The 24,258-nt window shown below is 64.7% G+C and carries 29 protein-coding genes and 2 tRNA genes; 11 read left to right on the forward strand and 20 right to left on the reverse strand.

Features of this window, described 5'->3' with window-relative positions:
* Positions 1-44: 44 nt before the first annotated feature.
* From DM868_RS03630 to DM868_RS03665, 8 genes are all read right to left on the reverse strand, one after another.
* Positions 45-740 (reverse strand): hypothetical protein, encoded by a 696-nt coding sequence (locus DM868_RS03630; protein ID WP_137275481.1) that lies wholly within the window; start codon positions 738-740, stop codon positions 45-47.
* Between the two features lie 100 nt (positions 741-840).
* Positions 841-1,128: a hypothetical protein gene (locus DM868_RS03635; protein ID WP_137275482.1), complete on the reverse strand. Its 288-nt coding sequence runs from the start codon at positions 1,126-1,128 to the stop codon at positions 841-843.
* Between the two features lie 32 nt (positions 1,129-1,160).
* Positions 1,161-1,373, reverse strand: coding sequence for a hypothetical protein (locus DM868_RS03640; protein WP_137275483.1), 213 nt, complete (start codon positions 1,371-1,373; stop codon positions 1,161-1,163).
* A 76-nt stretch (positions 1,374-1,449) separates the two neighbouring features.
* Complete coding sequence (locus DM868_RS03645) at positions 1,450-3,723, reverse strand: CDC48 family AAA ATPase (RefSeq protein ID WP_137275484.1); 2,274 nt, start codon at positions 3,721-3,723, stop codon at positions 1,450-1,452.
* Between the two features lie 3 nt (positions 3,724-3,726).
* Entirely contained in the window at positions 3,727-3,963 is a 237-nt protein-coding gene (locus tag DM868_RS03650; RefSeq protein ID WP_137275485.1) for a DUF7127 family protein, read from the reverse strand.
* A 178-nt stretch (positions 3,964-4,141) separates the two neighbouring features.
* Positions 4,142-5,095 carry a DNA replication complex subunit Gins51 gene (locus DM868_RS03655; protein ID WP_137275486.1) on the reverse strand — a complete coding sequence of 318 codons (954 nt, stop codon included), beginning with the start codon at positions 5,093-5,095 and terminating at the stop codon, positions 4,142-4,144.
* A complete protein-coding gene (priS, locus tag DM868_RS03660) occupies positions 5,092-6,273 on the reverse strand; it encodes a DNA primase small subunit PriS (RefSeq protein ID WP_137275487.1) in 1,182 nt (393 codons plus the stop codon). The genes DM868_RS03655 and priS overlap by 4 nt, the downstream gene beginning before the upstream one ends.
* A 48-nt stretch (positions 6,274-6,321) precedes the next feature.
* Positions 6,322-6,810 carry a GNAT family N-acetyltransferase gene (locus DM868_RS03665; protein WP_137275488.1) on the reverse strand — a complete coding sequence of 163 codons (489 nt, stop codon included), beginning with the start codon at positions 6,808-6,810 and terminating at the stop codon, positions 6,322-6,324.
* A gap of 139 nt (positions 6,811-6,949) precedes the next feature.
* On the opposite strand from DM868_RS03665, the gene DM868_RS03670 reads away from it, so the two are divergent.
* The 5 genes from DM868_RS03670 to DM868_RS03690 all read left to right on the forward strand — a co-directional run bounded on the left by DM868_RS03670 (position 6,950) and on the right by DM868_RS03690 (position 9,112).
* Positions 6,950-7,177: a hypothetical protein gene (locus DM868_RS03670; RefSeq protein ID WP_137275489.1), complete on the forward strand. Its 228-nt coding sequence runs from the start codon at positions 6,950-6,952 to the stop codon at positions 7,175-7,177.
* Positions 7,174-7,581, forward strand: coding sequence for an archease (locus DM868_RS03675; protein WP_137275490.1), 408 nt, complete (start codon positions 7,174-7,176; stop codon positions 7,579-7,581). The genes DM868_RS03670 and DM868_RS03675 overlap by 4 nt, the downstream gene beginning before the upstream one ends.
* Before the next feature lie 135 nt (positions 7,582-7,716).
* A tRNA-Glu gene (locus tag DM868_RS03680) sits at positions 7,717-7,791 on the forward strand.
* A gap of 146 nt (positions 7,792-7,937) precedes the next feature.
* Positions 7,938-8,783, forward strand: coding sequence for a shikimate kinase (locus DM868_RS03685; protein ID WP_137275491.1), 846 nt, complete (start codon positions 7,938-7,940; stop codon positions 8,781-8,783).
* On the forward strand, positions 8,741-9,112 hold the full coding sequence (locus tag DM868_RS03690) for a chorismate mutase (protein WP_137275492.1): 372 nt from the start codon (positions 8,741-8,743) through the stop codon (positions 9,110-9,112). Before DM868_RS03685 ends, DM868_RS03690 begins: the two co-directional genes overlap by 43 nt.
* A 440-nt stretch (positions 9,113-9,552) precedes the next feature.
* Here the strand turns inward: DM868_RS03690 and DM868_RS03695 are convergent, their stop codons facing one another.
* From DM868_RS03695 to DM868_RS03705, 3 genes are read right to left on the reverse strand one after another with little or no spacing between them, the layout of a single operon-like run.
* Entirely contained in the window at positions 9,553-9,780 is a 228-nt protein-coding gene (locus tag DM868_RS03695) for an H/ACA ribonucleoprotein complex subunit GAR1 (RefSeq protein WP_137275493.1), read from the reverse strand.
* A complete protein-coding gene (srp19, locus tag DM868_RS03700; protein ID WP_137275494.1) occupies positions 9,777-10,055 on the reverse strand; it encodes a signal recognition particle subunit SRP19 in 279 nt (92 codons plus the stop codon). The genes DM868_RS03695 and srp19 overlap by 4 nt, the downstream gene beginning before the upstream one ends.
* Before the next feature lie 58 nt (positions 10,056-10,113).
* Positions 10,114-11,178 (reverse strand): PGF-CTERM-anchored ABC transporter substrate-binding protein, encoded by a 1,065-nt coding sequence (locus DM868_RS03705; RefSeq protein ID WP_137275495.1) that lies wholly within the window; start codon positions 11,176-11,178, stop codon positions 10,114-10,116.
* 59 nt (positions 11,179-11,237) lie between these two features.
* Between DM868_RS03705 and btuC the strand changes: the two genes are divergently transcribed.
* Together btuC and DM868_RS03715 are read left to right on the forward strand one after the other, a co-directional pair.
* Positions 11,238-12,284, forward strand: coding sequence for a vitamin B12 ABC transporter permease BtuC (gene btuC, locus DM868_RS03710; protein ID WP_137275496.1), 1,047 nt, complete (start codon positions 11,238-11,240; stop codon positions 12,282-12,284).
* Positions 12,281-13,459 (forward strand): heme ABC transporter ATP-binding protein, encoded by a 1,179-nt coding sequence (locus tag DM868_RS03715; RefSeq protein ID WP_137275497.1) that lies wholly within the window; start codon positions 12,281-12,283, stop codon positions 13,457-13,459. The genes btuC and DM868_RS03715 overlap by 4 nt, the downstream gene beginning before the upstream one ends.
* Before the next feature lie 9 nt (positions 13,460-13,468).
* Here the strand turns inward: DM868_RS03715 and DM868_RS15025 are convergent, their stop codons facing one another.
* The 4 genes from DM868_RS15025 to DM868_RS03735 all read right to left on the reverse strand — a co-directional run bounded on the left by DM868_RS15025 (position 13,469) and on the right by DM868_RS03735 (position 15,418).
* Positions 13,469-13,627, reverse strand: coding sequence for a DUF7563 family protein (locus DM868_RS15025; protein ID WP_170964419.1), 159 nt, complete (start codon positions 13,625-13,627; stop codon positions 13,469-13,471).
* A gap of 101 nt (positions 13,628-13,728) precedes the next feature.
* Positions 13,729-14,121: a cupin domain-containing protein gene (locus tag DM868_RS03720; RefSeq protein ID WP_137275498.1), complete on the reverse strand. Its 393-nt coding sequence runs from the start codon at positions 14,119-14,121 to the stop codon at positions 13,729-13,731.
* Between the two features lie 171 nt (positions 14,122-14,292).
* Positions 14,293-14,365 (reverse strand) — tRNA-Thr (locus tag DM868_RS03730).
* A gap of 63 nt (positions 14,366-14,428) precedes the next feature.
* Entirely contained in the window at positions 14,429-15,418 is a 990-nt protein-coding gene (locus DM868_RS03735) for a class I SAM-dependent methyltransferase (RefSeq protein WP_137275499.1), read from the reverse strand.
* A 105-nt stretch (positions 15,419-15,523) separates the two neighbouring features.
* Between DM868_RS03735 and dph5 the strand changes: the two genes are divergently transcribed.
* Positions 15,524-16,324, forward strand: a complete 801-nt coding sequence (gene dph5, locus DM868_RS03740) for a diphthine synthase (protein ID WP_137275500.1) — start codon at positions 15,524-15,526, stop codon at positions 16,322-16,324.
* Between the two features lie 35 nt (positions 16,325-16,359).
* Here the strand turns inward: dph5 and DM868_RS03745 are convergent, their stop codons facing one another.
* From DM868_RS03745 to DM868_RS03755, 3 genes are all read right to left on the reverse strand, one after another.
* Positions 16,360-17,403, reverse strand: coding sequence for a hypothetical protein (locus tag DM868_RS03745; protein ID WP_137275501.1), 1,044 nt, complete (start codon positions 17,401-17,403; stop codon positions 16,360-16,362).
* Positions 17,400-18,353 carry an archaeosortase A gene (gene artA, locus DM868_RS03750; protein ID WP_137275502.1) on the reverse strand — a complete coding sequence of 318 codons (954 nt, stop codon included), beginning with the start codon at positions 18,351-18,353 and terminating at the stop codon, positions 17,400-17,402. Before artA ends, DM868_RS03745 begins: the two co-directional genes overlap by 4 nt.
* A gap of 91 nt (positions 18,354-18,444) precedes the next feature.
* Positions 18,445-19,560, reverse strand: a complete 1,116-nt coding sequence (locus tag DM868_RS03755; protein WP_137275503.1) for an OBG GTPase family GTP-binding protein — start codon at positions 19,558-19,560, stop codon at positions 18,445-18,447.
* A 117-nt stretch (positions 19,561-19,677) separates the two neighbouring features.
* Between DM868_RS03755 and DM868_RS03760 the strand changes: the two genes are divergently transcribed.
* The 3 genes from DM868_RS03760 to DM868_RS03770 all read left to right on the forward strand — a co-directional run bounded on the left by DM868_RS03760 (position 19,678) and on the right by DM868_RS03770 (position 21,936).
* Positions 19,678-20,169 carry a 50S ribosomal protein L11 gene (locus tag DM868_RS03760; RefSeq protein ID WP_137275504.1) on the forward strand — a complete coding sequence of 164 codons (492 nt, stop codon included), beginning with the start codon at positions 19,678-19,680 and terminating at the stop codon, positions 20,167-20,169.
* Between the two features lie 205 nt (positions 20,170-20,374).
* Positions 20,375-20,791: a 6,7-dimethyl-8-ribityllumazine synthase gene (gene ribH / locus DM868_RS03765; protein WP_137275505.1), complete on the forward strand. Its 417-nt coding sequence runs from the start codon at positions 20,375-20,377 to the stop codon at positions 20,789-20,791.
* A complete protein-coding gene (locus tag DM868_RS03770) occupies positions 20,788-21,936 on the forward strand; it encodes a pyridoxal phosphate-dependent aminotransferase (protein ID WP_137275506.1) in 1,149 nt (382 codons plus the stop codon). The genes ribH and DM868_RS03770 overlap by 4 nt, the downstream gene beginning before the upstream one ends.
* 211 nt (positions 21,937-22,147) lie before the next feature.
* Here DM868_RS03770 and DM868_RS03775 read toward each other — a convergent pair whose 3' ends face one another.
* Positions 22,148-23,731: a bacterio-opsin activator domain-containing protein gene (locus DM868_RS03775; protein ID WP_137275507.1), complete on the reverse strand. Its 1,584-nt coding sequence runs from the start codon at positions 23,729-23,731 to the stop codon at positions 22,148-22,150.
* Between the two features lie 82 nt (positions 23,732-23,813).
* On the reverse strand, positions 23,814-24,218 hold the full coding sequence (locus DM868_RS03780; RefSeq protein WP_137275508.1) for a hypothetical protein: 405 nt from the start codon (positions 24,216-24,218) through the stop codon (positions 23,814-23,816).
* Positions 24,219-24,258: the final 40 nt, after the last annotated feature.

A 24,258-nucleotide genomic window follows, 5' to 3' on the forward strand; every position in this document is an offset into this window, starting at 1 on the left:
GGTGTGAGCCGAGCCGACCGGAGAGCCTGCGGGGACGCGCGGGCTCACTCGGCATATTGGACGACGACGACCAACGAAAGGACGAGCGAGCCGACTGTCAACAGCCCGAGTACCCACGCGAGCGCCGTCACCGTGCCCGTCGGTGAGGCGGTCGCCATCGGGACGAACACCCGAACGTCGACGACCAAGACGAGCAGCGCACCGACGACATCGAAGCCGAGATCGATGACCGTATCGCGCCGCCCGTAGTGGTCGAGCACGCTGGGGACGCGAAACTGACGCGCGAGGTCACGGGCCAGCAGTTCCACCAGTTCCCAGAAGACGCCAGCGAGAAGCGTCGCCGACACGACGACAGTCCAGACGACATCCCGTCCCACGGAGATTGCCGTGGTATCGATCGTGGCCAGGATCGCTGCGTACAACAGGGCCGCGATCAGCGCGGCGGACAGCGTGTGGGTGAGGTGGTCCCACCACCAGACATCGTCGTACATGCCGAGCATCCCGTACGAGTGGATCAGTCCGGCGACGGCGACCCACAGCGGAAGTTCGGGCGCCAGTCCGAGCGAAACGCCGTACGCTCGGGTGGCGGTGAGGTCGACGAGGATCGGGACGAACACCAACAGGAGCGAGATGGTCGCGTTGACCATCGCCGGAACGTTGTCCCGCCGCGTCGCGACGGCGAACACGGCGGCGATCCCGCCCAGACAGGCGAGTGTTCCGAGAGGCTGGAGAGCGGTCATCGAGTCGATGCGCCGGTGTCGAGCGGGTTAATCGCGTCGGACGTGAGGAGCGCCCCATGAGGATTCAAACCGTCCGGCGATCGAGCAGGCCGCATCCGTGTCAGTCACCCCGACACACCTTGATATCGAGTTTGTTCGTCCCGCGGATCCACTCGATGTACGCCGAGATGGCCTGCGCGTTCCGGAGCGCCTCGATCGTGTCGTAGCGTTCGCGGAGCGCCTCGTTGCTGAAGGTCGCGTGGATCTGTTCGTGACAGGGTCGACAGAGCGTGGCGGTCGGGCTGTCGGCGCGCTCCTCCGGACGGAGGTGGTGCTCCTGGACGACCTGTGGGTCGTCGATCCGCTCGTGGGGGACGATGCGGCGGCATAGTTCACACGTGGTTGGCATGGGAGAGGGATAGTTCGTCGCCCGTCGACGCGTCAGGCGGCGAGGAGGCGTTTCGACTCGTCCGCGTCGAAGTCCGGCTGGCTCACGATCACGGCTCCGCAGTCGGGACACGAGAGATCCGTTCGGCCGTCGCGTTTCGCGAGCGACCAGGCGTCGTCGATCGGTGCCGTCCGGTCGCAGGCCAGACAAAAGAGCGTGGCCTTCGAGAGCGTGTCTCGGCTTGGAGGCAGTGGTTCGTCAGTCATTACTTGGTACTGGGTGATCGACGAATAAATGTTTGCTGGCGCTCGCGTCCGAAACCGACGAGTGCGGACCCGAACCCTACTGGAATGTTCGGCTGATCTCGGGTTCGGTCGGTTCGTCGCCGGGAGTGAACTCCTCTTCGATCTGCTCGTAGCGCTCTCGGGTCTCGTCGTCGACGCTCGGACCGACCTCGTCGAGCGCTTCCTCGAAGTGTTCTCGAGTGATCCGCACGTTACCGACGCTTTGTGCTGCTTCCTCACGCGAGACGCTGTGAATGAACTCCCGCGTCGCCGCCATGGAGGCCTCCCGGCAGACCGCTTCGATGTCCGCGCCGACGTAGCCGTCGGTTTCCGCCGCGAGTTCGTCGATGTCGACATCGTCGGCGAGCGGTTTGTTCCGCGTGTGAACGGCGAAGATCGCGCGTCGAGCGTCCTCGTCGGGGACGGGCACGTGGACGTGTCTGTCGAGGCGGCCGGGGCGCAACAGCGCCGAATCGATGAGGTCCGGTCGATTGGTCGTCGCGATGACGACGACGTCTTCGAGCGACTCGAGACCGTCGAGTTCGGTCAACAGCTGTGAGACGACGCGTTCGCCGACGCCGGAGTCGCCCATCCGCTGGCCGCGCTCGCCCGCGATCGAGTCGATCTCGTCGAAGAACACCACCGTCGGGGCGTTCGAGCGGGCCTTCTCGAACACCTCGCGGACGCCCTTCTCGGACTCCCCGACGTACTTGTTGAGGAGTTCGGGACCCTTGATCGAGATGAAGTTCGAGTTGGCCTCGTTAGCGACGGCCTTCGCCATCAGCGTCTTCCCGGTCCCCGGCGGGCCGTACAGCAGGACGCCCTTGGCGGCCTGCATGTCCATCGCTTCGAACACCTCGGGGTAGTCGAGCGGCCACTGGATCGTCTCTCTGAGTCGGTCTTTCGTGTCCTCGAGACCGCCGACGGAGTTCCACGTCACGTCCGGCACCTCGACGAACACCTCCCGCATCGCGCTGGGGGAGATCCCCTTCAGCGCGTCCTTGAAGTCGCCCTCGGTGACGGACATCGATTCGAGGATCTCGGCGTCGATCTCCTCCTGCTCGAGATCGAGCTCGGGGCGGATGCGACGGAGAGCGTTCATCGCCGCCTCCTTCGTCAGACTTGCCAGATCGGCCCCGACGAACCCGTGGGTGTTGTCGGCGTACTGATCGAGGTCGATTCCGTCGGCGAGCGGCATCCCGCGGGTGTGGACCTGCAGGATCTCCTTGCGGCCGTCCTTGTCCGGGACGCCAATCTCGATCTCGCGATCGAAGCGCCCGCCGCGTCGCAGCGCGGGATCGAGAGCGTCAACGCGGTTCGTCGCCCCGATGACGATCACGTCGCCGCGCTCTTCGAGGCCGTCCATCAGGCTCAGAAGCTGGGCGACAACGCGGCGTTCGACGTCGCCGCTCGTCTCGCCCCGCTTGGGCGCGATCGAGTCGATCTCGTCGATAAAGACGATCGCGGGCGCGTTTTCGGCAGCCTCGTCGAACACCTCGCGGAGCTGTTCTTCGGACTCGCCGTAGTACTTCGACATGATCTCCGGACCGGAGATATCCGTGAAGTGGGCGTCGATCTCGCTGGCGACGGCCTTCGCCATGAGCGTCTTCCCCGTGCCAGGCGGCCCGTGCAGGAGGACGCCTTTCGGCGGTTCGATGCCGAGCTGTTGGAACAGTTCGGGGTGGCGCATCGGCAGTTCGATCATCTCACGGACCTGTTCGAGCTCGTCGTCGAGGCCGCCGATGTCCTCGTAGGTCACCGATGGCGTCCCGCCGCTTGCGGCCCGCCCGCTACCGGAGCCGGCGTGCGTGATCTGTTCGGCCGGCTTTTCGCTGATCTTGATCTCTGTGGAGTCCGTGACGACGACGGTCCCGCTCGGATCTGTCTCGGCGATACGAAGTGGAATGCGCTGGCCACTCTGGGTGGACAGCGGCCCGAGGCCGAGCGAAAACGGCACGTTCTGTCCGGTCGTGACTGCCTGGCCGCTGAGCTTATCACGAATGTGCGGGCCGATGTTGCCGCGGATTCGGAGGTTCTGCGGCAGCGCGACGGTGACCTGTTTGGCGGGGTTCACGTCCGCCGGCTCGATCTGCACCTTGTCGTCGATGCCGACGTCGGCCTCCTGTCGGAGCCGACCGTCGATGCGGACGACGCCGCGACCCTGGTCCTCCGGATAGCCGGGCCACACGCGGGCGACAGCGCGCGATTCACCGCCGTCGATGACGATGTAATCGCCGTTTTCGAGACCCAGCTCGTCCATCGCGGCCCGGTCGATCGCCGCCAGCCCTCGGCCGGCGTCTTTTTGCTTCAACGGTTTGACGGTGAGCTTCATGGATTATCGCTCCACCTCGATACTGACGACCCCGTTGTTCATAACCGCACGGTCGACGCCGGCCGGGACGTCGAACTCGTATTGGTCGTCGTCGATGACGACGATTGCGGTGCCGTCGACGACGTCGACGCTCCCGGTGACGAACCCGAAATCGGCGACGATAATGGCGCTGTCGTCGTACTCGTAGTGACGAGCCACCGCGTCGATATCGCCGCGAATCGACTGCGTATATTCAGTCATACTAACTACGAGTTAGTCTCCAAATTATTTAAAAGTTTCTTCCCAAACCGCAAGCAGAGAGCGCCTGCGAGACGTTCGGTAGAATTGCGGTTCACACCCCAGTTTGCTGCTACGATTCTCGAACGGACCGTACGAAAAGTGGTAGCTCGGCGGTGAGCACTCGACGGCAGCCGACGGACTAGAGCCGCTCGGCCGCGTTCTTCTCGACGAGCACGTCGGCGTTCGGCTCCGGAAGCGTGACGACGTCCTCGGGACCGAGGTCGTAATCGCGATCGTCAGCCCCGACGATCTCGCCGACATCCGCCGTGATCCGCACCGTCGTTCGCGGCAGACCGGGGATCGCATCGGGGTTCACGTCAGCGCTGCCGGCCGATCGGGACTGAGATCCGGTGTCGACCGGTGATGGGTCCGGTGAAACGGCTTCGCCGGACGGGCCACCGTTCCGCCCGGGCGTCGAGTCGACCGGCGAAGCCGACGGCGCCGTCGACGGGTCCGGCGGGGTCGTTCCTGAGGGATTAGGAGCCGAATCCGAGGTGCCGCCGTCCGCTGTGCCGCCCATCAGGTCGGCCGCGTTTATCCCCTCGCTATCGGCCGAAACACCGGAATCGACGTTCGAAGCCGAGTCGGGGTCAGTAACCGGTGATCGGTCCGCGGGCGACCGGTCAGACGTCTCCGGATCGGGCTCGGTGGAATCCGGTGCCGTGTCGGTCGTTTCGTCGTCGATCGTACAGGAGACTGTCGCCATCTCGCCGTCGAGCACCGAGAGAACCTGCTCGCGGTTCTGCTCGATGCGGGCGACGAGGTCGGTGAAAAGCGCCTCTTCTTCTCGGGTCAAGCCGTCCTCCTCGACCGGCATCCCCGCCGCCGCAATGGAGGCTTTTTTCACGACCTTTCCCACGCGGCGTTCGTAGATGGCCTCGACGGTTCCCTCGGCGGTCTCGATGTCGTCTGTGAGGCGTCTGACCTCGGGCTCGGAGAACGGATCGTCCGCCGCCTCAACGACTCGCGCGCGCTCGTCGTTGAGTTCGCCGATGAAGTCGCCGACCTCCGTATAGAACGACGAGCGCAGGTGCTGGAGGTCGCTCGATTGGCGCTCACGCGCCTGCGCGGACTGAAGTTCGTCGAGATTCATTCTCCTGCCTTGCTCACGTGTCCGCGGGCCATCGCGAAGATACCCACGTACTCCGGGACGGAACTCACTCCCTCCTGGATGGTAAATGTTTCGCCCCGAAGGTCGACCGTCGTTGCCTCGCTGGCGTACACCCTGATCTCGTTGCCGACGAACGTGTCGGGAACCGCGTCCACCAGCGGATCGAACCCGTCGAGCGCCGCGCGGTCGATGCGCACGACTTCGAGTCCCGTCCCTCCGTGGAGGCTCCCCGGCAGCCGGATGAGGCGGTTGATGTCGGTCGTCACCGGCTCGTCGATCGGCGCCGACTGCGTCCGAACGACCTCCGAGAACAGCAGGCGGGCGACGCTGTGGATCGCCGGGTGGACGTCGACGTTTCCGCGGGCGAGTTCCTCCCGATTGTTCCGCGCTGCGTTGAGCGCGGCGTTGGCTTTCCCCTCGCCGATACCGTCGAACTCCCGGAGTCTGGCGATCGCCTCGGACTCGTCCATCGAGAGCAAGTCGTCGACGAACTCGTCGAGTCGGCGCCGAGTTCGTCCGGCCCACCCGCCGTCCGGCAGCGTTCGTTTCTGCGCGGGCGAGCTGCGGCCGGCGCTCCCGCTGACGGCCCGCGTCGAGACGATGTCCCCGAACTCGATCCCCTCGCCGAGGACGTACTCGACGATCTCCCTTCGCGCGCGTCGACTCAATCCGGCGACATCGTCTCGCCGGACGTGAACGTGGTATCCGCGGCCGCCGGAGAAGACGATCTCGGGGTCGTTGAAGCCGAAGTCCGTTTCGAGGAGGTCGAGCAACCGACGGAGTGCGTCCTGACACGCGTCGAGCATTACCTCGTAACTCGTCGTCTCGGGGTCGACGCCGGGCAGGTGGTCGGCGTCGAGATCGAAGACGAGATCCGAACCACGCCACCCCTTCTGTCCCATCGATCCCGCGCCCGGATCGTCGTATCGCCCCGCCGAGAAGTAGACGTGACGCGGGCGCTCGCCGGCCAAGAACCCCTCAATGCTGCCGCCACCGGCGAGATCGAGAAACGAGTTGTGTCGAACCATCGTCGTACCGCCCGCCCCCCACGTGATGTAGCCCCACTCGCGTTCGTTGCCGGCCGGCGGCGGCGAGATCGTCGCTCGGCGGTAGTGGTCGCCGAAGCGGCCCTTGAGATACTCGCGAGTCCGGCCGTCCATACCCCGGTTTGGACAGGGGGGTGAAAAAGCGTTGCCGTCCGGTCGGGGCTACGCACCGGGGACGAACCGCGAGAGTTTCGCCGCCAGCCCGCCGTCCCCGAGTCGAAGGTAATAGGCGTCGCCGCGGTCCTCGTAGTAGTTCTCCACCCGGCGTTCGATCTCGAAGCCGATGCGCTCGTAAAACGCAAGCGCGCCGTCGTTCGTGGATCGCGCGTGGCACGTGACAGAACTGTGTTCGTCGGCGACCGCCGCGACGAGCTGTCGGCCGAACCCCTCGCCGCGGTACTCCGGTGCGACCGCCAAAAAGAGGATATACCCGTCGCGCCGCGTCGACGCGAAGCCGACGAGCGTCTCTGAATCGTACCCCGGTTCGACGAGCGCGTACACCTTCGAGCGGCGATAGGCGTCGGTGAAGAAGCCGCGGCGCTGTTTGAGGACGTTTTCCCGCTTCCGGATGCGCTCTTTCAGCGCCCACGCCTCCTCGAGGAACGCGTCGTCACCGGGGCCGAACGCGCGCAGATCGATGGTGACACTCACTGCCACAGCGTACGATTCGGTCGAATATAACTCCACCGCCCTCCCGCGAGCGTCGGCACAAGGTTTTCGGCCGGGCAGCGTGAGTTCGAACGCAATGGCCCGTACACACCGGGGGAGATCGATTCGGTTGCGAGCGGAGATGACGAAGGAACTCCGGAAGGCGTTCCTCCGCGGGTTGACGATTCTGTTGTCGCTCATTGTGACGCTGCTCGTGATCTCGATCGTCCTCGGTGTCATCGCCAACGCGGAGTACGTCGACGGTTCGGAGATACGGCGGACCGGCACCGGGTCGATCGTCTCAGCGAGTCGATCCGATCATAAGCGAACTGAGTCACCGTCAGGGGAGTCGAACAACGGGGAGCCATGACCTTCGAGTTACGCGACCACACGGCCGATGTCGCCGTCGAAGCGACCGGCGAAGCGCTCGCTGACGTCTTCGAGGCCGTCGCCAGCGGACTCTCGGCCGCTCATTGTGAGTCGATCCCGGAAACCGGCGATCGGTTCACCGTGACCGTGTGCGCCGAATCGAGGGAGGCGCTCCTCTTCGACTATCTCGACGAACTCATCTATCAACGCGACGTTCGAGGGGTGTTGCCGGTCGACCACCGTGTTTCGATCGACGAAGACGGGACACTCACGCTCGACGCGTCGGCCCGCGGCGTCCCCGTCGGAGACATCGAAGCCCGCGAGATCAAGGCGGTGACGTACTCCGAGATGGCACTCGAACGGACTCCGTCCGGATGGCGCGCCTACGTCGTCTTCGACGTGTGAATGATGGGCGACGGTATCCCCGACGAGGGACGCCCCGATGTGGTGTGCGAAGGCGCACCAGATCCCGCGCAAGCGTCCGATTCGCAGATCGATACAGACAGTTTTATACCGTCCCAAACCGGACTCGAAGACGTCGCTCGCTTGGTGTAGCCCGGCCAATCATATTGGCCTTTCGAGCCGATGACAGGGGTTCAAATCCCCTAGCGAGCATCCACATCTTTGGTGGACCGTTTTCTGGAGCCTCGCGGCTATCGGTGGTCAGTTGCTACTGGTGCGTGCTCTCGATGTACCAACGTGCCTAGGATCCACACCGACGACCGTCACCGCTTTGTAGCCCCCACGGAGAGAGGGATACAATGGTTGGTCGTGCAGCCGCCCCGGCGGCCGGAACCGTGTTGAATGCGCTCGCGAACGGCTACGGCTCCGCGTTCGCGATCGAGGACGCCTACACTGAGGCGACCGTCGAACTCGACGACACGGGAGCGATCACCGCCAAAATCGCGGGGAAACCGGACGGCGACACCCGACTCGTCGAACGCTGCGTCGAATCGGTGATCGAGCGGGTCGGGGACGGCGAGGGCGGCCACGTGCGAACCGAGAGCGAGATCCCGATGGCGTCGGGGCTGAAAAGCTCCAGCGCGGCCGCCAACGCCACCGTGCTCGCGACCCTCGACGCGCTCGACGTTGATCTCGACCGCGAGGACGCCTGTCGAATCGGCGTCGACGCGGCGCGGGAGGTGGGCGTGACGGTGACTGGCGCGTTCGACGACGCGTCGGCGTCGATGCTCGGCGGCGTGACCGTCACCGACAACACGACCGACGAACTGCTCCGGCGCGAGGAGCCCGACTGGGACGTGCTCGTGTACACGCCGGACGAACAGGGGTTTTCTGCCGACGCGGACGTCTCGCGGTGTGAGCGAATCGCGCCGATGGCGGACGTCGTCTACGACCTCGCGATGGATGGGGCGTATCTCGACGCGATGTGCGTCAACGGGTTCGCTTTCTGTGCGGCGCTGGACCACTCTCCGGAACCGCTGGTCGAGGCACTGCCCGACGCGGCCGCCTCGCTGTCGGGGACCGGACCGAGCTACACCGCGGTCGGCGACCGCGAGACGCTCGAGGAACTGGCTGCGATCTGGAGTCAACGAGAGGGACACACATGGCTAACAACGACACAACGGACGGGAGCAACGAGACGATGATGCGCGACGATCCCGCGGAGATGGATCTCGACGAACTCCGAGACGAGATCAGATCGATCGATCAAGAGATCGTCGAACGGATCGCCCAGCGGACGTACGTCGCCGAGAGCATCGCCGCAGTCAAACGCGAAAAGGGGCTGCCGACGACGGACGAATCCCAGGAGGAAGCAGTAATGGAACGGGCCGGAGCGAACGCCGAACAGTTCGACGTGGACGCGAACCTCGTGAAGGCGATCTTTCGGCTGCTGATCGAACTGAACAAGATAGAGCAAAATCAACACGGGATAAACGACGGACAGCAGTCGAATTGGGATTCTGACGAAGGGTAATTTATCTAGGGTTTATACGCCGATTGTGTAAAACTATTTGACAGCGGCGACTCTGAGAGCAACCCCTATCTATCTTTGTTCAAGGAGAGAACCCCGTCGTTCACGACGGGCGTGAATCGGACAACGCCGACACGAACCTTGTTCAACAGCAATACGGATAGGTACGTGGAATCGTTAGGTACCATGACGTACACCGAAGCGGTCAGACCGCCCACTCAAATGCACAATATCGGGACTCCGAGGCCCAGAACGTTCGAGACACCCTCCCGAACCGCTGTGATGTCTCCATCAAAATACCTCCGAGTCCCCAGCCGGGAGAGGAGTACCGGCGGTGTGGCCCCGCCATCGGCCCGTCATGCCGACAGCTCCTAAACCAGCAAACATCCCAACCCAGCGGTGCGGTGCAGTGGGAAGTCCCGCCGGCTGCCGCGAGGAGAAGGTCACCTGGCGTACAGCTTCTCGCCGAGCAACGTCGCCAGCGCGACGTTCCGATCCGGTGAGACGGCGACGTACGGGCGATCGACGGGGCCGAACACGTCCACGACGCGACCGACGGCGTCGAGGTCCGAACTGAGGAGTTCCGTTCCGATCTTCGGGTGTGAGTCGTCCGGCGACCGGACGATGGCCAGTCCCTGTGCGGTCCTGACGACCTCGCCGACGCGCTTCATTCGCGGAGGGCGGCGACGTACGCGGCGACCGCCCCGAGCAGATCGGACTTCGACGCGTCGTCGGCCCCCTTGACGACGACGCGTCCGCGCGGTTCGTACTCTCGGGGGTACGTTCGATCCCGATCGATGACGGCGTCGTAGCCGACCTGTTGGACCGCGCTCGCGATCTCGTCGACGGTCGGCTCCGAGACGGCGAGATCCAGCGGGACCCGTCTCCCCTCGCTCCGAGAGCGCTCGGCGTCGAGGTAGGCGGGCCAGATGACGTTTTCGACCATATCCGAGCCTGCGCGTTGGGAACCTAAAAAGCGGGCGGTCCGCGGTCGCCGTCGAGCGCTATCGACGCCGGGCGAACAGCCCGAGCGCCGTGAGCGCGACGAGCGCCGAGAGGACGCCGAACCCGGTCTGGTCTTCAGGTGCGGAAGCCATGGGCGTCGGCGTCGATGTCCGGTCGTCGATCGCGTCGGTCTCCGCGGCATCGTCGCTTTCGAGTGTCGCGTCGCTCAAAGCTGTCGCGAGTTCTTCGATCGCGATGGCGATCCGCGGTCCCGGCTGACTCAGGTAGTTGCCGTCGACGACGACGACCTGCTCGTTTCTGACGGCGAACGTCGACTCGAACGCGGCCGTCTCGGGGACGCCCGGTCCGTCGTCCGCGACGAGGATGACCTCGGGGTTCCACCGAACCACCGCTTCGTCGTTCACCCGTCCGTAGCCCTCGATGCCGTTTTTCGCTGCGACGTTTTCGCCGCCCGCGGCCGCGATGATCTCGTCAATGAACGTCCCCGACCCGGCCGTGAAGTTGTCCGTGTAGTGGAGTACGCGCGGGGCGTCGCCGCCCTCGGTAGCCGCCCGCGCAGATTCGATGCGATCCCAGTACGCCTCGTTCACGTTGGCGGCCTCCTCGCAGGAGCCGATCAGTCGCCCGGTCAACTCGGTCTTGTCAGCGATGAACTCCAGCGACGTTCCGACCCCGAATTTGAACACGGTCTGATTCGCCCCTCGGAGTTGCTCGACGGTCTCGTTCGGAACGATGTTCGGTGCGAGCACGATATCGGCGTCCAGCTCGACGACCGCCTCGCGGTTGACGCTGAACTCGTCGAGGTTCAACACGTTCTGTTTCTCGTCGATCCCTTTGAGGTAGTCCGTGTAGGGCGCGACCGGAGCACCGACGACGCGACCTTGGGCACCAAGTTCCCAGACGGTCTGTGCGGCACTCGGCTGTAACACGACGATTCGTTCGGGGCGCTCCTCAACGGTCACCGTTTCGCCGGTCGCGTCGGTCTCCGACACCGGGAACGAACAGGCCGACGCGTGCGTGTCGGCGGCCGCCATCGGGACGGTTGCGGCGATCGACGCGACAACGAGTATCGAGACGAGAAGCAGCGAGGTTCGAGAACGCATCGTTCGGACACAGCGACGAGGACAATAAGTATTTGACTAATGCAAACGCAGTTGCGAACATGTCCCTTCCGCGGACGCTCATCTGGTCGAGTGCGTTGAGCGCGCTGCTCGTCGCGGTCGTCGTCGTGAGCGCCGCCCTCGGGTATGCCGATATCGGCCCCCTGGAGGTCGCGTACGTTCTGTTGAACGCCATTCGGCTCCCCGGGCTGGACGGAACGTCGCCGGTGTGGACGCGGCCGTTCCACTTCGAGGTCGCATCGTCGACCGCGCTCATCGTTCGGCAGATTCGGCTCCCGCGAATCGTGTTGGGGGCGATCGTCGGTTTCGCACTTGCACTCGCGGGAACCGTCATGCAGGGCTTTTTCCGGAATCCGATGGCCGATCCCTCCATCATCGGGGTCTCCTCGGGCGCGGCCGTGGGTGCCGTCGCGTTCATCGTGCTTCCGCTTTCCGTGCCGTTCGGTCGAGCCGCATTCGCTTTCTGCGGCGCGCTCGTCGCTGCCTTCGCAGTGTACGCCATCGCCACCGAAGGCGGCCGGACGCCCGTCGCGACGCTCCTGTTGGCTGGCGTCGCCCTCCAGACGTTCCTCGGGGCGGTCATCTCGTTTCTGCTGTTGAACGCGGGCGACAACCTCGAAACAGCGGTCTACTGGCTCATGGGCCATCTCCACGACAGCACGTGGGGTCGTGTTCGGCTGGCGCTGCCCGTCGTCGTGCTCCTCTTCGCGATTCTGATTGCGTATGCGCGAGACCTCAACGTCTTGCTGTTGGGCGAAGACGACGCCCATACCCTTGGTATTGAGGTCGAACGGACGAAGCGGGTCCTGCTCGCGACGTCGAGCGTCGTCACGGCGGCGGCGGTCGCGGTCGCCGGCGTGATCGGGTTCGTGGGACTCATCGTCCCGCACATGATGCGACTCGTCGTCGGACCGGACCACCGGGTTCTCCTCCCGACGAGCGCGCTCGCGGGCGCGACGTTCCTCGTGGCGACCGACACGGTCGCCCGGTCGGGGCCGGCCGAGATCCCCGTCGGGATCGTCACCGCGGCGCTCGGCGCGCCGTTCTTCCTGTATCTGCTCCGCAAGCGGGAGGTGCACGCGCTGTGATCGAGTTCGACGATGTTGGCGTCGATTTCGGGGGCGTAACCGTCCTCGACGACATCGAACTGTTCGTCGACGGGGGGGAATTCCTCGCGTTAGTCGGGCCGAACGGCGCGGGGAAAACCACGCTGTTGCGAACGTGCAACGGACTGCTCTCGCCGGATCGCGGCGACGTCTACGTGGGGGGCCGACCCGTCGCCGAGTGTTCGGCCCGTGAGATCGGACAGTTGGTCGCGACGGTCCCACAGGAGACGACGGTCGCGTTCGAGTTCCCGGTCGCCGACATCGTCGAGATGGGCCGGACGCCGCATCGATCGCGGTTCGAACCGGCGGACGACGCTGACCGCGCAGCCGTGGACGACGCGCTCGAACGAACGGACACGGTGCGCTTCGCCGAACGGTCCGTCGAGGAACTGAGCGGCGGCGAGCGACAGCGCGTTATGGTGGCGCGCGCGCTCGCACAGGACGCACCGATACTGCTCCTCGACGAACCGACCGCCAGTCTCGATATCAATCATCAGGTCCGGATGCTCGCGCTGGCGAGAGCGCTCGCCGACGACGGGCGAACGGTCGTCGCGGCGATTCACGATCTCGAACTCGCGGCGCGCTTCTGTGACCGGATGGCCCTCCTCTCGGACGGGGCGCTTCTCGCGGAGGGATCGCCCGAGACGGTGCTCACGTCGGGGCGACTCGAGGCCGCCTTCGACGTTCGGACGGCCATCGCGACGAATCCCGTCACCGGGACGCCAGCGGTGACGCCGCTTTCGGACGAGCCGCCAGGGGACACGCACGTCCACGTTCTCGGTGCCGGCGAGAGGGCGGCGCGAACGATCGGCCGACTCGTCGATACGGGCGTGTCCGTCACGGCCGGCGTGCTCCCCGAGGGTGACGTCGCCGCGATCACCGCTCGTGGCCTCGCCCGCGACGTCGTCACGGCACCGGCCTTCGAACCGATCCCCGACGACCGCCTCGCGGCCGTCGAGTCACACGTCGCGTCGGCTGACGCGACCGTCGTCGCGGGGTCGCTCGACGGCCCGAACGAACGATTCGTGCAGATGTCGAGTCCGGTGTTCGCGCTCGAAGAGGTTTCTGATCCCCCGATCGGGGTCCACGCAGTCGGTGAGCGCGATCTACTCGATCGGGTCGGCTCGATGATGGCCGAGCCGACGCCGCCACAATAAAACGGTCGGTCAGTTCTGCCGCGTCGAACGGGCCTCTCGGACTTCCGCACCGTCTCGAAGTTTATCCTCGCAATTCGGACAGACGCGAACCGTCGACATTCCCTGCGGAGCGAACACGCGCACGTAGTTGTCCGTCACGAACGCGTCGCAGTTGCGGCAGTGTGGCATACCATACACTCTCGAAGAGAGTGTCAAATATCTTTCCCCATCCCGTGAACCATACGTCCCGGTGGTCCGATCGGTGTGACGTCGGGGGGATGGATCTTCGCTTAGATCGCAAACTGGTTGCCACACGTCAGACAGGTGTACTCGAACGCTCCCCCGTCGCTCAGCGAGACGCCGTGACCGGTTTCCTCGCCGCACGCTTGGCAGGGGATCGCCGCCTCTATCTCGTCCCAGTCGTGTTTCGGTGCCGGCGCGCCGAGGGCGAACCCGACGACCGGCTCATCGTTTGTCTCCTCGTTGTATCCCGTCTGGAACTCCCCGGCGGGAAACCGGATCACTTCGCCCGCACCGACGCTGACCGCTTCGGCCGCCTCGGTGTCGGGCGCGTCGGTCACCTCGAAGGTCGCTTCCCCCGATTGGACGTAGAATACTTCCTCTTGGTCGTGGTGGGTGTCGGATTCCCCCCACGGCTGAAGCCGTGGGCTTCCTCCTTGCACCTTTGTGAGTGTCCCGCTTCACGATCGCGTGCGGATCGGGACGCTTCGCGGAATCGCTGCGGACGCCGGCGCGAAGGACTTTTGTGAGTTCTGCAAGTGGATCGATCGAAACCGATGGCGACCGCTGTTCATATATCCGAATCGCAAGGAGGATTTGAACCCTTTTACGCAAGCCGGAGGAGGGATTTGAACCCTCGACCTAATCCTTACGAAGGATTCGCTCTGCCAGCTGAGCTACTCCGGCACGTATTCGACACTGGGGGCATACGCCAAATAAGGGTTGCGAACTCGTCCGGCCGCCCTCGGGTCATCGCTGCCGCAATCGAGCGTCGAGGCAGACGTTTAGTTCGTGGGGGGCGTACGAACGAACCTCGTGTCGCGTCTCGATCTCGACGTCGTAGTCGGGCTCCGCGGCGTCGCGGATCGCCGCCTCGCCGGGACCGAACGGGTCCGCATCGTGTTGGATGTCGTAGTAGTGAAGCCGGCAGTCGTCGCCAGCGAGTTCGACGGCGGTATCGAGGAACTCGTCCGCGCTGTGGGGGAGGTTCATCACGAGCCGCTCGGCCCAGCCGTCGTAGCCGGTGATCGACCGAACGTCACCGTGAATCACGTTCACTCGATCGGCGACCCCGTTTCGTTCGGCGTTTCGTCGGAGATACTCAATCGCCGCCGCGTTCAGATCGACACCCACGCACTCCGCGTCGCGCTTCGCTGCCGGAACGACGAACGGGCCGACCCCGGCGAACATGTCGAAGAAGTGCTCCTCAGGGGCGACCTGCTCGATCACGCGGTGGCGCTCGGTCGCGAGCCGCGGCGAGAAGTAGACCTCGGAGATATCGAGTTCGAACTCACAGCCGTACTCGCGGTGGACGGTTTCGGTCCCGTTGCCACCCAGCACGTCCCACCGGCGCACGCGGAGTTCACCCTCGATCGGCGACGCTCGGTTGACGACCGTCCTCGCTCGCACGTCCGACGCCAGTATCGCGTCGGCGATGGTGCGGGCGGTCGCGTCGTCGTCCTCGTCGACGATGACGATGTCGCCGAGGCGCTCGTAAGAGGGCTCGAAGCCGAGGATATCCGCCGGAAACGTCTGTGACTGCCGGCGCGCCAGGTCGCGCTCGACGACCTCCAGATCGGGGTCAATCGACCTGGGATCGGCTGCCGGATCGAGCGGGATGTAGATCTCGCCGTCGACGACTTCGATCTCGTACTCCGCCGACAGCGCGTCCACTTCGACGAGCCGCTGGCGGATCTCCTCGCCGTCTTCGCGGGCCGCGCGAACGCAACGAACCGGCATACCGATCCGTCAGAGAGCGTGGGCGGTAAGTGTACCGCTCCGTCTCGGCGTCTCAACCGACTCGAAAAACGCGGGGCTTTTGCCCGCCGCCGATCGAACGGACGTATGCTCACGTTCGTCGGCCTCGGACTCTACGACGAGCGGTCGATCACGGTCGAGGGCCGCGAGGCCGTCGCCGACGCCGACCGCGTCTTCGCGGAGTTTTACACCAGCAAACTCGTCGGCGCGACCGTCGAGGATCTCGAATCGTACCACGACACCGCGATCGAAGTACGAGATCGCCCAGGCGTCGAGGAGGATCCCGAGCCGATCCTCGACGCCGCGGCCGACGGCAACGCCGTCTTTCTCACGGCCGGGGATACGATGATCTCGACGACCCACGTCGACTTGCGCCTCCGGGCGGCCGAGCGCGGAATCGACACCCGGGTGATCCACGGGACGACCGCCGAGGCGGCCGCGGCCTCGCTGACTGGGCTGCAGAACTACCGATTCGGGAAGGCTACGACGCTGCCGTTCGCCTACGCCCACGGCGGCGACGGCGTTCCCGGGAGCGTCGTCGACACCGTCACTGACAACCGCGATCGCGGCCTCCACACGCTCGTCTACCTCGACATCAAGGTCGGAATCGGCCCGAAGGGGCGAGATCCCGATCACGAGGAGTACATGACCGCCGACCACGCGGCGGGCCGGCTGGCCGACGAACTCGATGCGCTCGGCGTGGCCGTTGCCCGGGCGGGGAGTCCGAATCCGGTCGTCGCCGCCGATCAACTCTCCGCGCTCGCGGGTCGGGCGTTCGGCGAGCCGCTGCATCTGCTGATACTCCCCGGCGATCTCCACGTTATCGAACGGGACGCCCTCGCCGAACTCGCCGGCGCACCCACGTCTGCACTTCCCGACCCCGTCTGACGCTTTCGGACCGTCGTCTCAGGACTTCTATCGACTCACCAGTAGATCTCGTCCGCGCGGTGGCTGTCGTCGTACGCCGCGAGTCCCTCGCCCAAGATCCCGGTCAGCCGGAAGTCGTCGTACATCGTCGTGTGGGTGTAGTCGAGAAACGTCATCGGGAACCGGAGGTCGCCGTCCACTCTGAGCGCGCCCACGAGCCCGGTGAAGGCGTGTTTGTGCCGCCGGTCGCTCACGTAGCAGGCCGCGACGGGGACCGACTGCTCGATCGGCCGAAGCGCCTGTAACGCCTCGATGGACCGGTACACTAACTCCCAACAGAAGATGCCGGTTTCGCCGGCATCCAACAGCGCCTCGAACGAAACGTCGTCTTCGAAGTACTTCCGGAGATCGACCGCCCCGAAGATGACGTTGTCCTCGACCGATCCGGCGAGGTAGCGTGGGACGTCGTAGTCGGTGTGTTTTCGAAAGCCCCTGACGAGTCCCTCGACGAGCGCGTCGATCGCCGCCGGATCCTCGCCGGTAAAACGTTCGACGACCGCTGGATCGACCGTCCGATCCGCGTACCGCCGCATCGCGGTGACGACCTCGACTCGTGGGTCGCCGTCACCGAAGCGCTCGAAGAACGTCGCCGGATCGTGGAACTCGAAGGCGTACTCGTCGGCATGAAACGCCGAGAGATCGGCGAAGAGCGACTGAAACCGGCCGTCGAGGCCGAACTCGACATCAAGGTCGGCGGCCTCGTCCGCCGTCCCCGTTTCGAACGACACCCACTCGTCGCCGACGAAGACGGCGTTGGTGTCCGCTTGAACCCGTGTCCCCTGTATCTCCTCGTCGTACCGCGGCGTCAGATGCTCCGTTGCGACCGACTCTATATCCTGGTCTTCGAGGTTCGTGCCCATCCCCAACTGGCCGTAGCCGAGGATCGTGTTGTAGATAGCCCGCACTCCCCCGATCGTGGCGAGCGACGCGCCGCCGCCAAGCAGCATCCGTCGCCGAGTGATTTCGCCGTCGTCGGTTTCATCGGCCTCGTTCCCGCCGTTGCCGCGACCGTCCGTCCCGTCGGCTCGATCCTCGCTCACGACTCTCGTTCACCCCCATCGGGGGCGGTCTCTGGCGATCGGAGCGTCACGTTGCGGCCCAACAGCACCGAGAGGAGTTCCTCGCCGACGTCGAGCAGCTCCGGCACCCACCGCGAGACGAGAAAGGCGATCCCGACGAGCGCGAACACTGCGAGCCCTTGGGAGATGACCCGATCCGCGACGAAAAACGAGACGCGCGCGGGATCGGAGATGCCGAACAGGAACATCACCGGCCCTTCGAGCCACGAGCCGGCGAACCACTGGTAGCCGTTCGCGACCGCGATGAAGACGTTTCGGCCGATGTTGAGCACCCAGATAATCGCGATCGAGACGGCGATCCCGATCGCCTTCTTGCGCCGCGACGCGTCGACGGCCCCGATGAGGCCGCCGAAGATCGCCATCGCTTCGATACCCGTACACGCGAAGACGATCCGCGACGCCTGGCCGGTCTCGGGGACCCAGAAGGTGTTCATCACTGTCGAACCCGGGGCAGGGTCCTGGATAAATTGAATCCCATCGCCGATCCCGAGCAGATCGATCACGACGGACGTCTGGACGGCGACGGTCTCGATCAACATCGTCCGGGCGAACGCGGACGTCTCGAAGGGAAGGTAGATGATCGTCATGAACGCGATCGCCCGAGAGAGGGTCAAAAGCGAGTCGCGGCCGTTGTAGACGCGCCAGCCGACGTAGAGACACGCCGGGACGGCGATGACGATGAGGACGGTCTGGATCGCGCTTCGATGAATGAACGCGAAGTGATGAATCAAGAGGAACCAAAAGATCGCGAACAGCCCCCAGGCGGCGGTCGTCACGCGGAGTGCGAGGTCCCGTCGTCCGCGCCGGTCAGCGATGACGCCGCCGACGAAGACGGCCATTATGATCCACGCGAGCACGTCGGTGTAGGGCAGCACCGAAAACTCGGTGAGCGACTGCAGCGGGAACGCCATTACCGAAAAGATGCGCAACGATCCGTATATGCTTTATTGTCGGTGGCGGTGTGTCCGCACGATCGCCCGGTCCGGATCGGACGATTGACGCCTACTTCGTGGCGACGATTCGCAACACGTCCTCGTCTCGCAGTTCGTGGCCGCGCCCGACCTGCTGTTCGTCGTGCTTCGCGGAGGGTCCGCTGACGCGGGCGAATCGGAACCGGTCGTCGAAGCTGCCGCCGAGTTTCCGCAGCGCGTCGTCGACAGTGTTCTCGGTTTCGGTCAGGATGAGGGGTTCGTCGTAGTCGACGCCGCGGCCCGGTTTGTCCATGTAGATCCGGATCAGTCCGAGTCTGTTCCAGATCGTCTGCTTGAGTGAATCGAGGCCCCGCCCGTCCTCGGCGCTGATGAAGACGGCCTTTTCGGGGTCGATGTCGTGAGCGCGGAGGTTCTCTTTGACGGTGTCGACGTAGCTCGGATCGATGAGATCGACCTTGTTGACCGCGACAGCGGAGGGGAGGTACTCGCGGTTGTCCTGAAGCGAATCGACGAGCTGGTCGATCGTGAGGTCGTCGCGGATCGTCACGTCGGCGTTGATGTAATCGTACTGTCTGAGCACCGCCATGATCGTCTCGTCGTCGAGCGTCACCCGGTCGGAGGTGGTGAGATTGATCCCGCCCTTGTGGGTCTTTCTGACCGTAACTTGAACCGGTTCGGTGTCGAGTCTGACCTTGTTGTTGTACAGCTCCGTGCGGAGCCGCTCGTACTGGTCGATCTCGAACGCCGAGAGGACGAAGAGCACGAGGTCAGCGGTTCGAACGACGGAGAGAACGGCCTGGCCGCCGCCGCGGTTGTCTGCCGCCCCCTCGATGAGCCCCGGCACGTCGAGCAGTTGGATGTTCGCCCCACGGTAGTCGAGCATCCCGGGATTGACGTCGAGCGTGGTGAACTCGTAGGAGCCGGTTTCGCTCTCGGCGTTCGTGAGGGCGTTGAGGAGCGTCGACTTTCCGACGGACGGAAAGCCGACGAGCGCGACCGTCGCGTCGCCGTGTTTCTCGACCGCGTACCCGCCGCCGCCGCTCCCGGAGGACTGTTGACGTTCGAGTGTCTCCTTTTTTTCCGAGAGCTTGGCCTTCAGCCGACCGACGTGCTGTTCGGTCGATTTGTTGTACGGGGTGTTGGCGATCTCCTCTTCGATCGCCTCGATCTCCTCTTTGAGCCCCATTAGGTGTGACGTGTCGCCGATACCGAAAAAGGCGTTCGATTGTGCGTCGCGGGGGAGTGGCTACCACGCCGAGGCGAATCGGTAACGCTTAAACTCGCCGCGACACTCGGTCGGTGTATGGCTGGAACTATCGAAGTGCTCGTCCCCGGCGGGCAGGCCAACCCTGGGCCGCCGCTCGGCCCCGAGCTTGGTCCGACACCGGTTGACGTGCAGGCGGTCGTCAACGAGATCAACGAACAGACTGCGGCGTTCGACGGCACCGAGGTCCCCGTGACCGTCACGTACGATGACGACGGCTCCTTCGAGATCGAGGTCGGCGTCCCGCCGACGGCCGCGCTCATCAAGGACGAAGTCGGCTTCGAGACCGGCTCCGGCGTACCGAACGAGGACTTCGTCGCCGACATCACGGCCGAACAACTGAAGAAGGTCGCAGAGCAGAAGCTCCCCGACCTACTGGCGTACGACGCGCGGAACGCGGCGAAGGAAGTCGCTGGTACCTGTGCCTCTCTCGGCGTCACGGTCGAGGGCGAGGATGCCCGAACGTTCAACGAGCGGCTCGAGCGCGGCGACTTCGACGATACGTTTGACGGAGCGAAGGCGGCAGCCTGAGCGAGTCAAACGGCTTAAAACACGAGCGAAGCGAGTGTTTTTGTGACTTCGCTGAGGCAGAGCCTGAAGCGTAGCCGAGACAAACGGCGTAAAAAGCGAACGGAACGGGCGTTTTTGTGGCCCCTCCCCCGGATCACGTCGAACAGGTGGTCTCGGCGGGGCGCGTTTCGGCACTTCTTTTACGTGGCAAAACCGACCGTCCGGTATGGTAGCGCTCGGACTGGTCGTTGCGCAGTTCAACAAAGAACGGCCGGTGACCCGCGAAATGGCGTCTCGCGCCCGCGACGCGGCGGCCGAGGCCGATGCGAAGATCGTCGAGACGATCGAGGTCCCCGGCTCCTACGACACGCCGCTGGCGGCGGATCGGCTCGCGCGTCGTGACGATATCGACGCCGTCGCAGTTCTCGGCGCGATAATCACGGGTGACACCGACCACGATCAGGTGATCGCCGACGCGGCCGCCGCCGGACTCACGGACGTGTCGCTGAACCGCGATACGCCCGTCACGCTCGGGATCATCGGCCCCGGCATGAGTCAGGCCGAGGCCGAAGAGCGGGTCGACCACGGCGCGAGCGCCGTCCGAAGCGCTATTTCACTTGCGGAGGAACTCGATACACAATGACAATGGAATTCACGGAGCGCGTCGGCCGGGTCGAACCCAGCGCGACGCTCGCGATCAGCAACCTCGCATCGGAACTGGAAGCCGACGGCGTCGACGTCGTCGATCTCTCGGTCGGCGAACCGGACTTCCCGACCCCCGAAAACGTCGTCGAAGCCGCCAAAGACGCCCTCGACGCGGGTCACACCGGCTACACGCCGTCGAACGGCATCCCCGAACTGAAAGAAGCGATCGTCGAGAAACTCGACGCCGACGGGCTCGACTACGGCACCGACGAACTCATCGTCACGCCCGGCGCAAAGCAGGCGCTCTACGAGACGTTCCAGACGCTCATCGACGACGGCGACGAGGTCGTCTTGCTCGATCCCGCGTGGGTCAGCTACGAGGCGATGGCCAAACTCGCCGGCGGCAGCCTCTCCCGTGTCGACCTCTCGGAAACCGACTTCCAACTCGAACCCGCACTCGACGAGCTTGCGGAGACCGTCTCGGATGACACCGAACTGCTCGTGATCAATTCGCCGTCGAACCCGTCGGGGGCCGTCTTCACCGACGCGGCGCTCGAGGGCGTACGAGACCTCGCCGTCGACCACGATATCACGGTCATCTCCGACGAAATATACGACGCGATCACGTACGACACGGCGCAGACCTCGCTCGGCTCCCTCGACGGGATGGGCGATCGCACGGTCACGATCAACGGGTTCTCGAAGGCGTACTCGATGACCGGCTGGCGGCTCGGCTATCTCGCCGCGCCGAAACCGCTGATCGAGCAGGCCGGCAAGCTCCACTCGCATTCGGTCTCTTGTGCGGTCAATTTTGTTCAACACGCCGGTATCGAGGCGCTGCGAAACACCGAGGAGACGGTCGCGGAGATGCGCGATGCGTTCAACGGCCGTCGCGACATGCTCGTCGATCTGTTCGCCGAACACGGAATAGACGTTCCCGTTCCGGACGGCGCGTTCTACATGATGCTCCCCGTCGGCGACGACGATCAGGCGTGGTGTGAGGGCGCGATCGAGGAGGCGCACGTCGCGACGGTCCCCGGCAGCGCGTTCGGGACGCCGGGCTACGCGCGACTCTCCTACGCCGCCAGCGAGGAACGGCTTCGCGAGGGCGTCGAGCGACTCGCCGACGCCGGATACCTGTAAAGAACGATCCGCAGCGCCGCCGATCGACCGGCCGGTCCGACGCCGAATGGCCACTCGATCGATGCCGCGGGTGGTGCATCCCCGGCCCTCACTGGACCGTCGGCGGAAGTCTTCGCCGCGTCAGGCGGATCGATGACGATGCGTCCCGACGGGCGTCAGGCTCACGCCCTCCCACGTATCGATGCGTCTCGGACGTGTATCAACCGTCGCTCTAGTCTTCTAGATTATCGAAGTACGCCTCGACGAGCGCCCGCTGTGCGTTCCGGATGTGGTAGTGAAACGTGGGCGAACTGATGCCCATCGAACTGGCGATCTCCTCAGCGGTCGCATCGCGCGGCCACGAGAAATATCCGCGAAGATGCGCGTGCCGGAGTGCGGTTCGTTGCCGCTCGGTGAGCCGATCCGAGACAGTCTTCCAGAACTCTCCAGCCGTGCGCACGGGCCGATCGAGGTCGTGTTTCGAAACGAGGGTCGCATCGTAGCGGGACTGCGCCATCTCGACGAACGTTCGAGTGTCCGCGTCGCCGGGAGATTCGACGACGAACGTCGCCACACCGTCCTGTGCGGTGATGGAAGCCAGCACCGCGCCGGCATCGAAGAACTGCTCGATGAGCGGGTTCGTCAGAACGAACTCGTAGATCCCTTCCTCGCCGTCCCCCGAGACGTGGGAGATCTCCTCGACATCCGGCCGGCTTCTGGCGATTTCGAGGACTCTGTCAGGTTCCAGTCCACGTACGGTAATCAGATGTCGATACGTGCCGACGCCCGTCGACTGCGACCACTCGTACGTACACTCGCCCGTCGCCTCCAACGACAGTTCCCCGAGAAGCGTCTCCAGCTTTTCGGTCCGAAGCGTCAGCTCCGTCGCCGTCTCGGCGAGCACCACCCGTTGTGTCCGAATGACGTGAATGCCGAAGCCGATGATCTCTCCGAGCCGTTCGAACGCGGCCCGTTCGCGCTCGTTGAACGCACGCGACCGGGTCGAGTAGACAACGAGCACGCCGAGGGGCGTCTCATTGTACCTGACCGGAACGCAGATCGCCGACCTGATCTCGAAGTCGTCCGTGATATCCTTTATTTCCTCCGGCAGCTCACTATCCGGGATCTCCCGCACGGTCTGGGTCATCCCCGTCCGGAGTGCCCTCTGTGCTGGACGTTCCCAGTCGAGTTCGTTGATCGATTCCACTCGGGAGAGAAAATCGTCCGACGGACCCACGCCCGTGGTGGGTTCGATCTCCGAATTGGGTTCGTTTCGACCGATCCAAACGGACTGGTATAGATCCGACGAGACGAGGCCCTCACAGACGGCCGCCTCGAGTTCGTCACGGTCCGCAGCCTCGATCACCGCGTGTATTACCTCGTACACGGTTTCGCTGATCCGGTTCAGCGTCTCGAGTTCGTCCCTTTGTCGACGTATCTCGATTTCGCGCTTGTCTCGGCCGGTGAGTTCACGACCGATGCAGATGATTCCCGAGCCGCGAGCGGTCTCGATGGGTCGTCCGCTGAACTCGTACGGTCGTCGGTCGCCGTCCTTCGTGAGAACGTCGATCGCGACCGTTCGACCCGGCGATTCCTCGTCGATCCGGTCGATGGCGGTGCGGACGACCGTTTCGTCATCCGGTGTGACGAGATCGAAGACGTCGCCGTCGGCTAGCGTGTCCGCCTCGTAGCCAGTCACCGTCTCAAAACGGCCGTTCCACCACAGCAACCGTCCGCTACGATCGACGATACACGCCAGATCAGGCGTGGCTTGGAGCGCTTCGATCCCCGACATCCCCAGCTTCCCCTTTGACATAGATACCTCACTTCCGGCTATTTACTACTGTGCTAGCGGAGAACAAAAAACACCTTGTTGAGTCTCTCGACGGGTTTAACAACTACTCCTCGAGGGCGTCGGCGATCCGCTGGATCTCTCGCCGGATGTCGTGGAGCTCGTCTCGAACTTTCCGGACCTCCCGAACGACCTCCTCGTTGCCGCCTTCCTCTTCGGCTGCGCCGGGACGACCGCCGGGGGCACCTGGGCCGCCACCCATGCCGCCGGGGCCGCCACCACCCATCATACCGCCCATCATCTGTGCGAAGGGGCTTCCGCCCATGCCGCCGCCCATGCCGCCGGGGCCGCCACCGCCCATCATTTCCTGCATCTTCTCCTCACGGCTCAGCTCCTCGCCGTCCTCGCCTTCGCCCTCCTCGGCTCGCTGTTGTCGGATCTCCTCGACGCGCTCGCGGAACGATTTCTCCTCGCCTTCGCTGTCGGTCTCTGATTTTTCCTCGTCCGTCATAGCCCTCCCTTTCGGCTCACGATAAAAAAGTCCACAGGTT

Origin of the sequence: Natronomonas salsuginis, assembly GCF_005239135.1 — an archaeon.
Classification (GTDB): Archaea; Halobacteriota; Halobacteria; order Halobacteriales; family Haloarculaceae; genus Natronomonas; species Natronomonas salsuginis.

Excerpts from the sequence above, each read along its gene's own strand:
- DM868_RS03775 (WP_137275507.1), bottom strand. The coding sequence starts at position 23,731 with ATGTCAAAGGGGAAGCTGGGGATGTCGGGGATCGAAGCGCTCCAAGCC.
- ribH (WP_137275505.1), top strand. The coding sequence starts at position 20,375 with ATGGTAGCGCTCGGACTGGTCGTTGCGCAGTTCAACAAAGAACGGCCG.
- DM868_RS03675 (WP_137275490.1), top strand. The coding sequence starts at position 7,174 with ATGACCTTCGAGTTACGCGACCACACGGCCGATGTCGCCGTCGAAGCG.
- artA (WP_137275502.1), bottom strand. The coding sequence starts at position 18,353 with ATGGCGTTCCCGCTGCAGTCGCTCACCGAGTTTTCGGTGCTGCCCTAC.
- DM868_RS03670 (WP_137275489.1), top strand. The coding sequence starts at position 6,950 with ATGACGAAGGAACTCCGGAAGGCGTTCCTCCGCGGGTTGACGATTCTG.
- priS (WP_137275487.1), bottom strand. The coding sequence starts at position 6,273 with ATGGACGGCCGGACTCGCGAGTATCTCAAGGGCCGCTTCGGCGACCAC.
- DM868_RS03640 (WP_137275483.1), bottom strand. The coding sequence starts at position 1,373 with ATGACTGACGAACCACTGCCTCCAAGCCGAGACACGCTCTCGAAGGCC.
- DM868_RS03685 (WP_137275491.1), top strand. The coding sequence starts at position 7,938 with ATGGTTGGTCGTGCAGCCGCCCCGGCGGCCGGAACCGTGTTGAATGCG.
- DM868_RS03780 (WP_137275508.1), bottom strand. The coding sequence starts at position 24,218 with ATGACGGACGAGGAAAAATCAGAGACCGACAGCGAAGGCGAGGAGAAA.
- DM868_RS03760 (WP_137275504.1), top strand. The coding sequence starts at position 19,678 with ATGGCTGGAACTATCGAAGTGCTCGTCCCCGGCGGGCAGGCCAACCCT.
- DM868_RS03695 (WP_137275493.1), bottom strand. The coding sequence starts at position 9,780 with ATGAAGCGCGTCGGCGAGGTCGTCAGGACCGCACAGGGACTGGCCATC.
- DM868_RS03770 (WP_137275506.1), top strand. The coding sequence starts at position 20,788 with ATGACAATGGAATTCACGGAGCGCGTCGGCCGGGTCGAACCCAGCGCG.
- btuC (WP_137275496.1), top strand. The coding sequence starts at position 11,238 with ATGTCCCTTCCGCGGACGCTCATCTGGTCGAGTGCGTTGAGCGCGCTG.
- DM868_RS03630 (WP_137275481.1), bottom strand. The coding sequence starts at position 740 with ATGACCGCTCTCCAGCCTCTCGGAACACTCGCCTGTCTGGGCGGGATC.
- DM868_RS03755 (WP_137275503.1), bottom strand. The coding sequence starts at position 19,560 with ATGGGGCTCAAAGAGGAGATCGAGGCGATCGAAGAGGAGATCGCCAAC.
- DM868_RS03635 (WP_137275482.1), bottom strand. The coding sequence starts at position 1,128 with ATGCCAACCACGTGTGAACTATGCCGCCGCATCGTCCCCCACGAGCGG.
- DM868_RS03655 (WP_137275486.1), bottom strand. The coding sequence starts at position 5,095 with ATGAATCTCGACGAACTTCAGTCCGCGCAGGCGCGTGAGCGCCAATCG.
- DM868_RS03690 (WP_137275492.1), top strand. The coding sequence starts at position 8,741 with ATGGCTAACAACGACACAACGGACGGGAGCAACGAGACGATGATGCGC.
- DM868_RS03705 (WP_137275495.1), bottom strand. The coding sequence starts at position 11,178 with ATGCGTTCTCGAACCTCGCTGCTTCTCGTCTCGATACTCGTTGTCGCG.
- DM868_RS03645 (WP_137275484.1), bottom strand. The coding sequence starts at position 3,723 with ATGAAGCTCACCGTCAAACCGTTGAAGCAAAAAGACGCCGGCCGAGGG.
- DM868_RS15025 (WP_170964419.1), bottom strand. The coding sequence starts at position 13,627 with ATGCCACACTGCCGCAACTGCGACGCGTTCGTGACGGACAACTACGTG.
- dph5 (WP_137275500.1), top strand. The coding sequence starts at position 15,524 with ATGCTCACGTTCGTCGGCCTCGGACTCTACGACGAGCGGTCGATCACG.
- srp19 (WP_137275494.1), bottom strand. The coding sequence starts at position 10,055 with ATGGTCGAAAACGTCATCTGGCCCGCCTACCTCGACGCCGAGCGCTCT.
- DM868_RS03650 (WP_137275485.1), bottom strand. The coding sequence starts at position 3,963 with ATGACTGAATATACGCAGTCGATTCGCGGCGATATCGACGCGGTGGCT.
- DM868_RS03735 (WP_137275499.1), bottom strand. The coding sequence starts at position 15,418 with ATGCCGGTTCGTTGCGTTCGCGCGGCCCGCGAAGACGGCGAGGAGATC.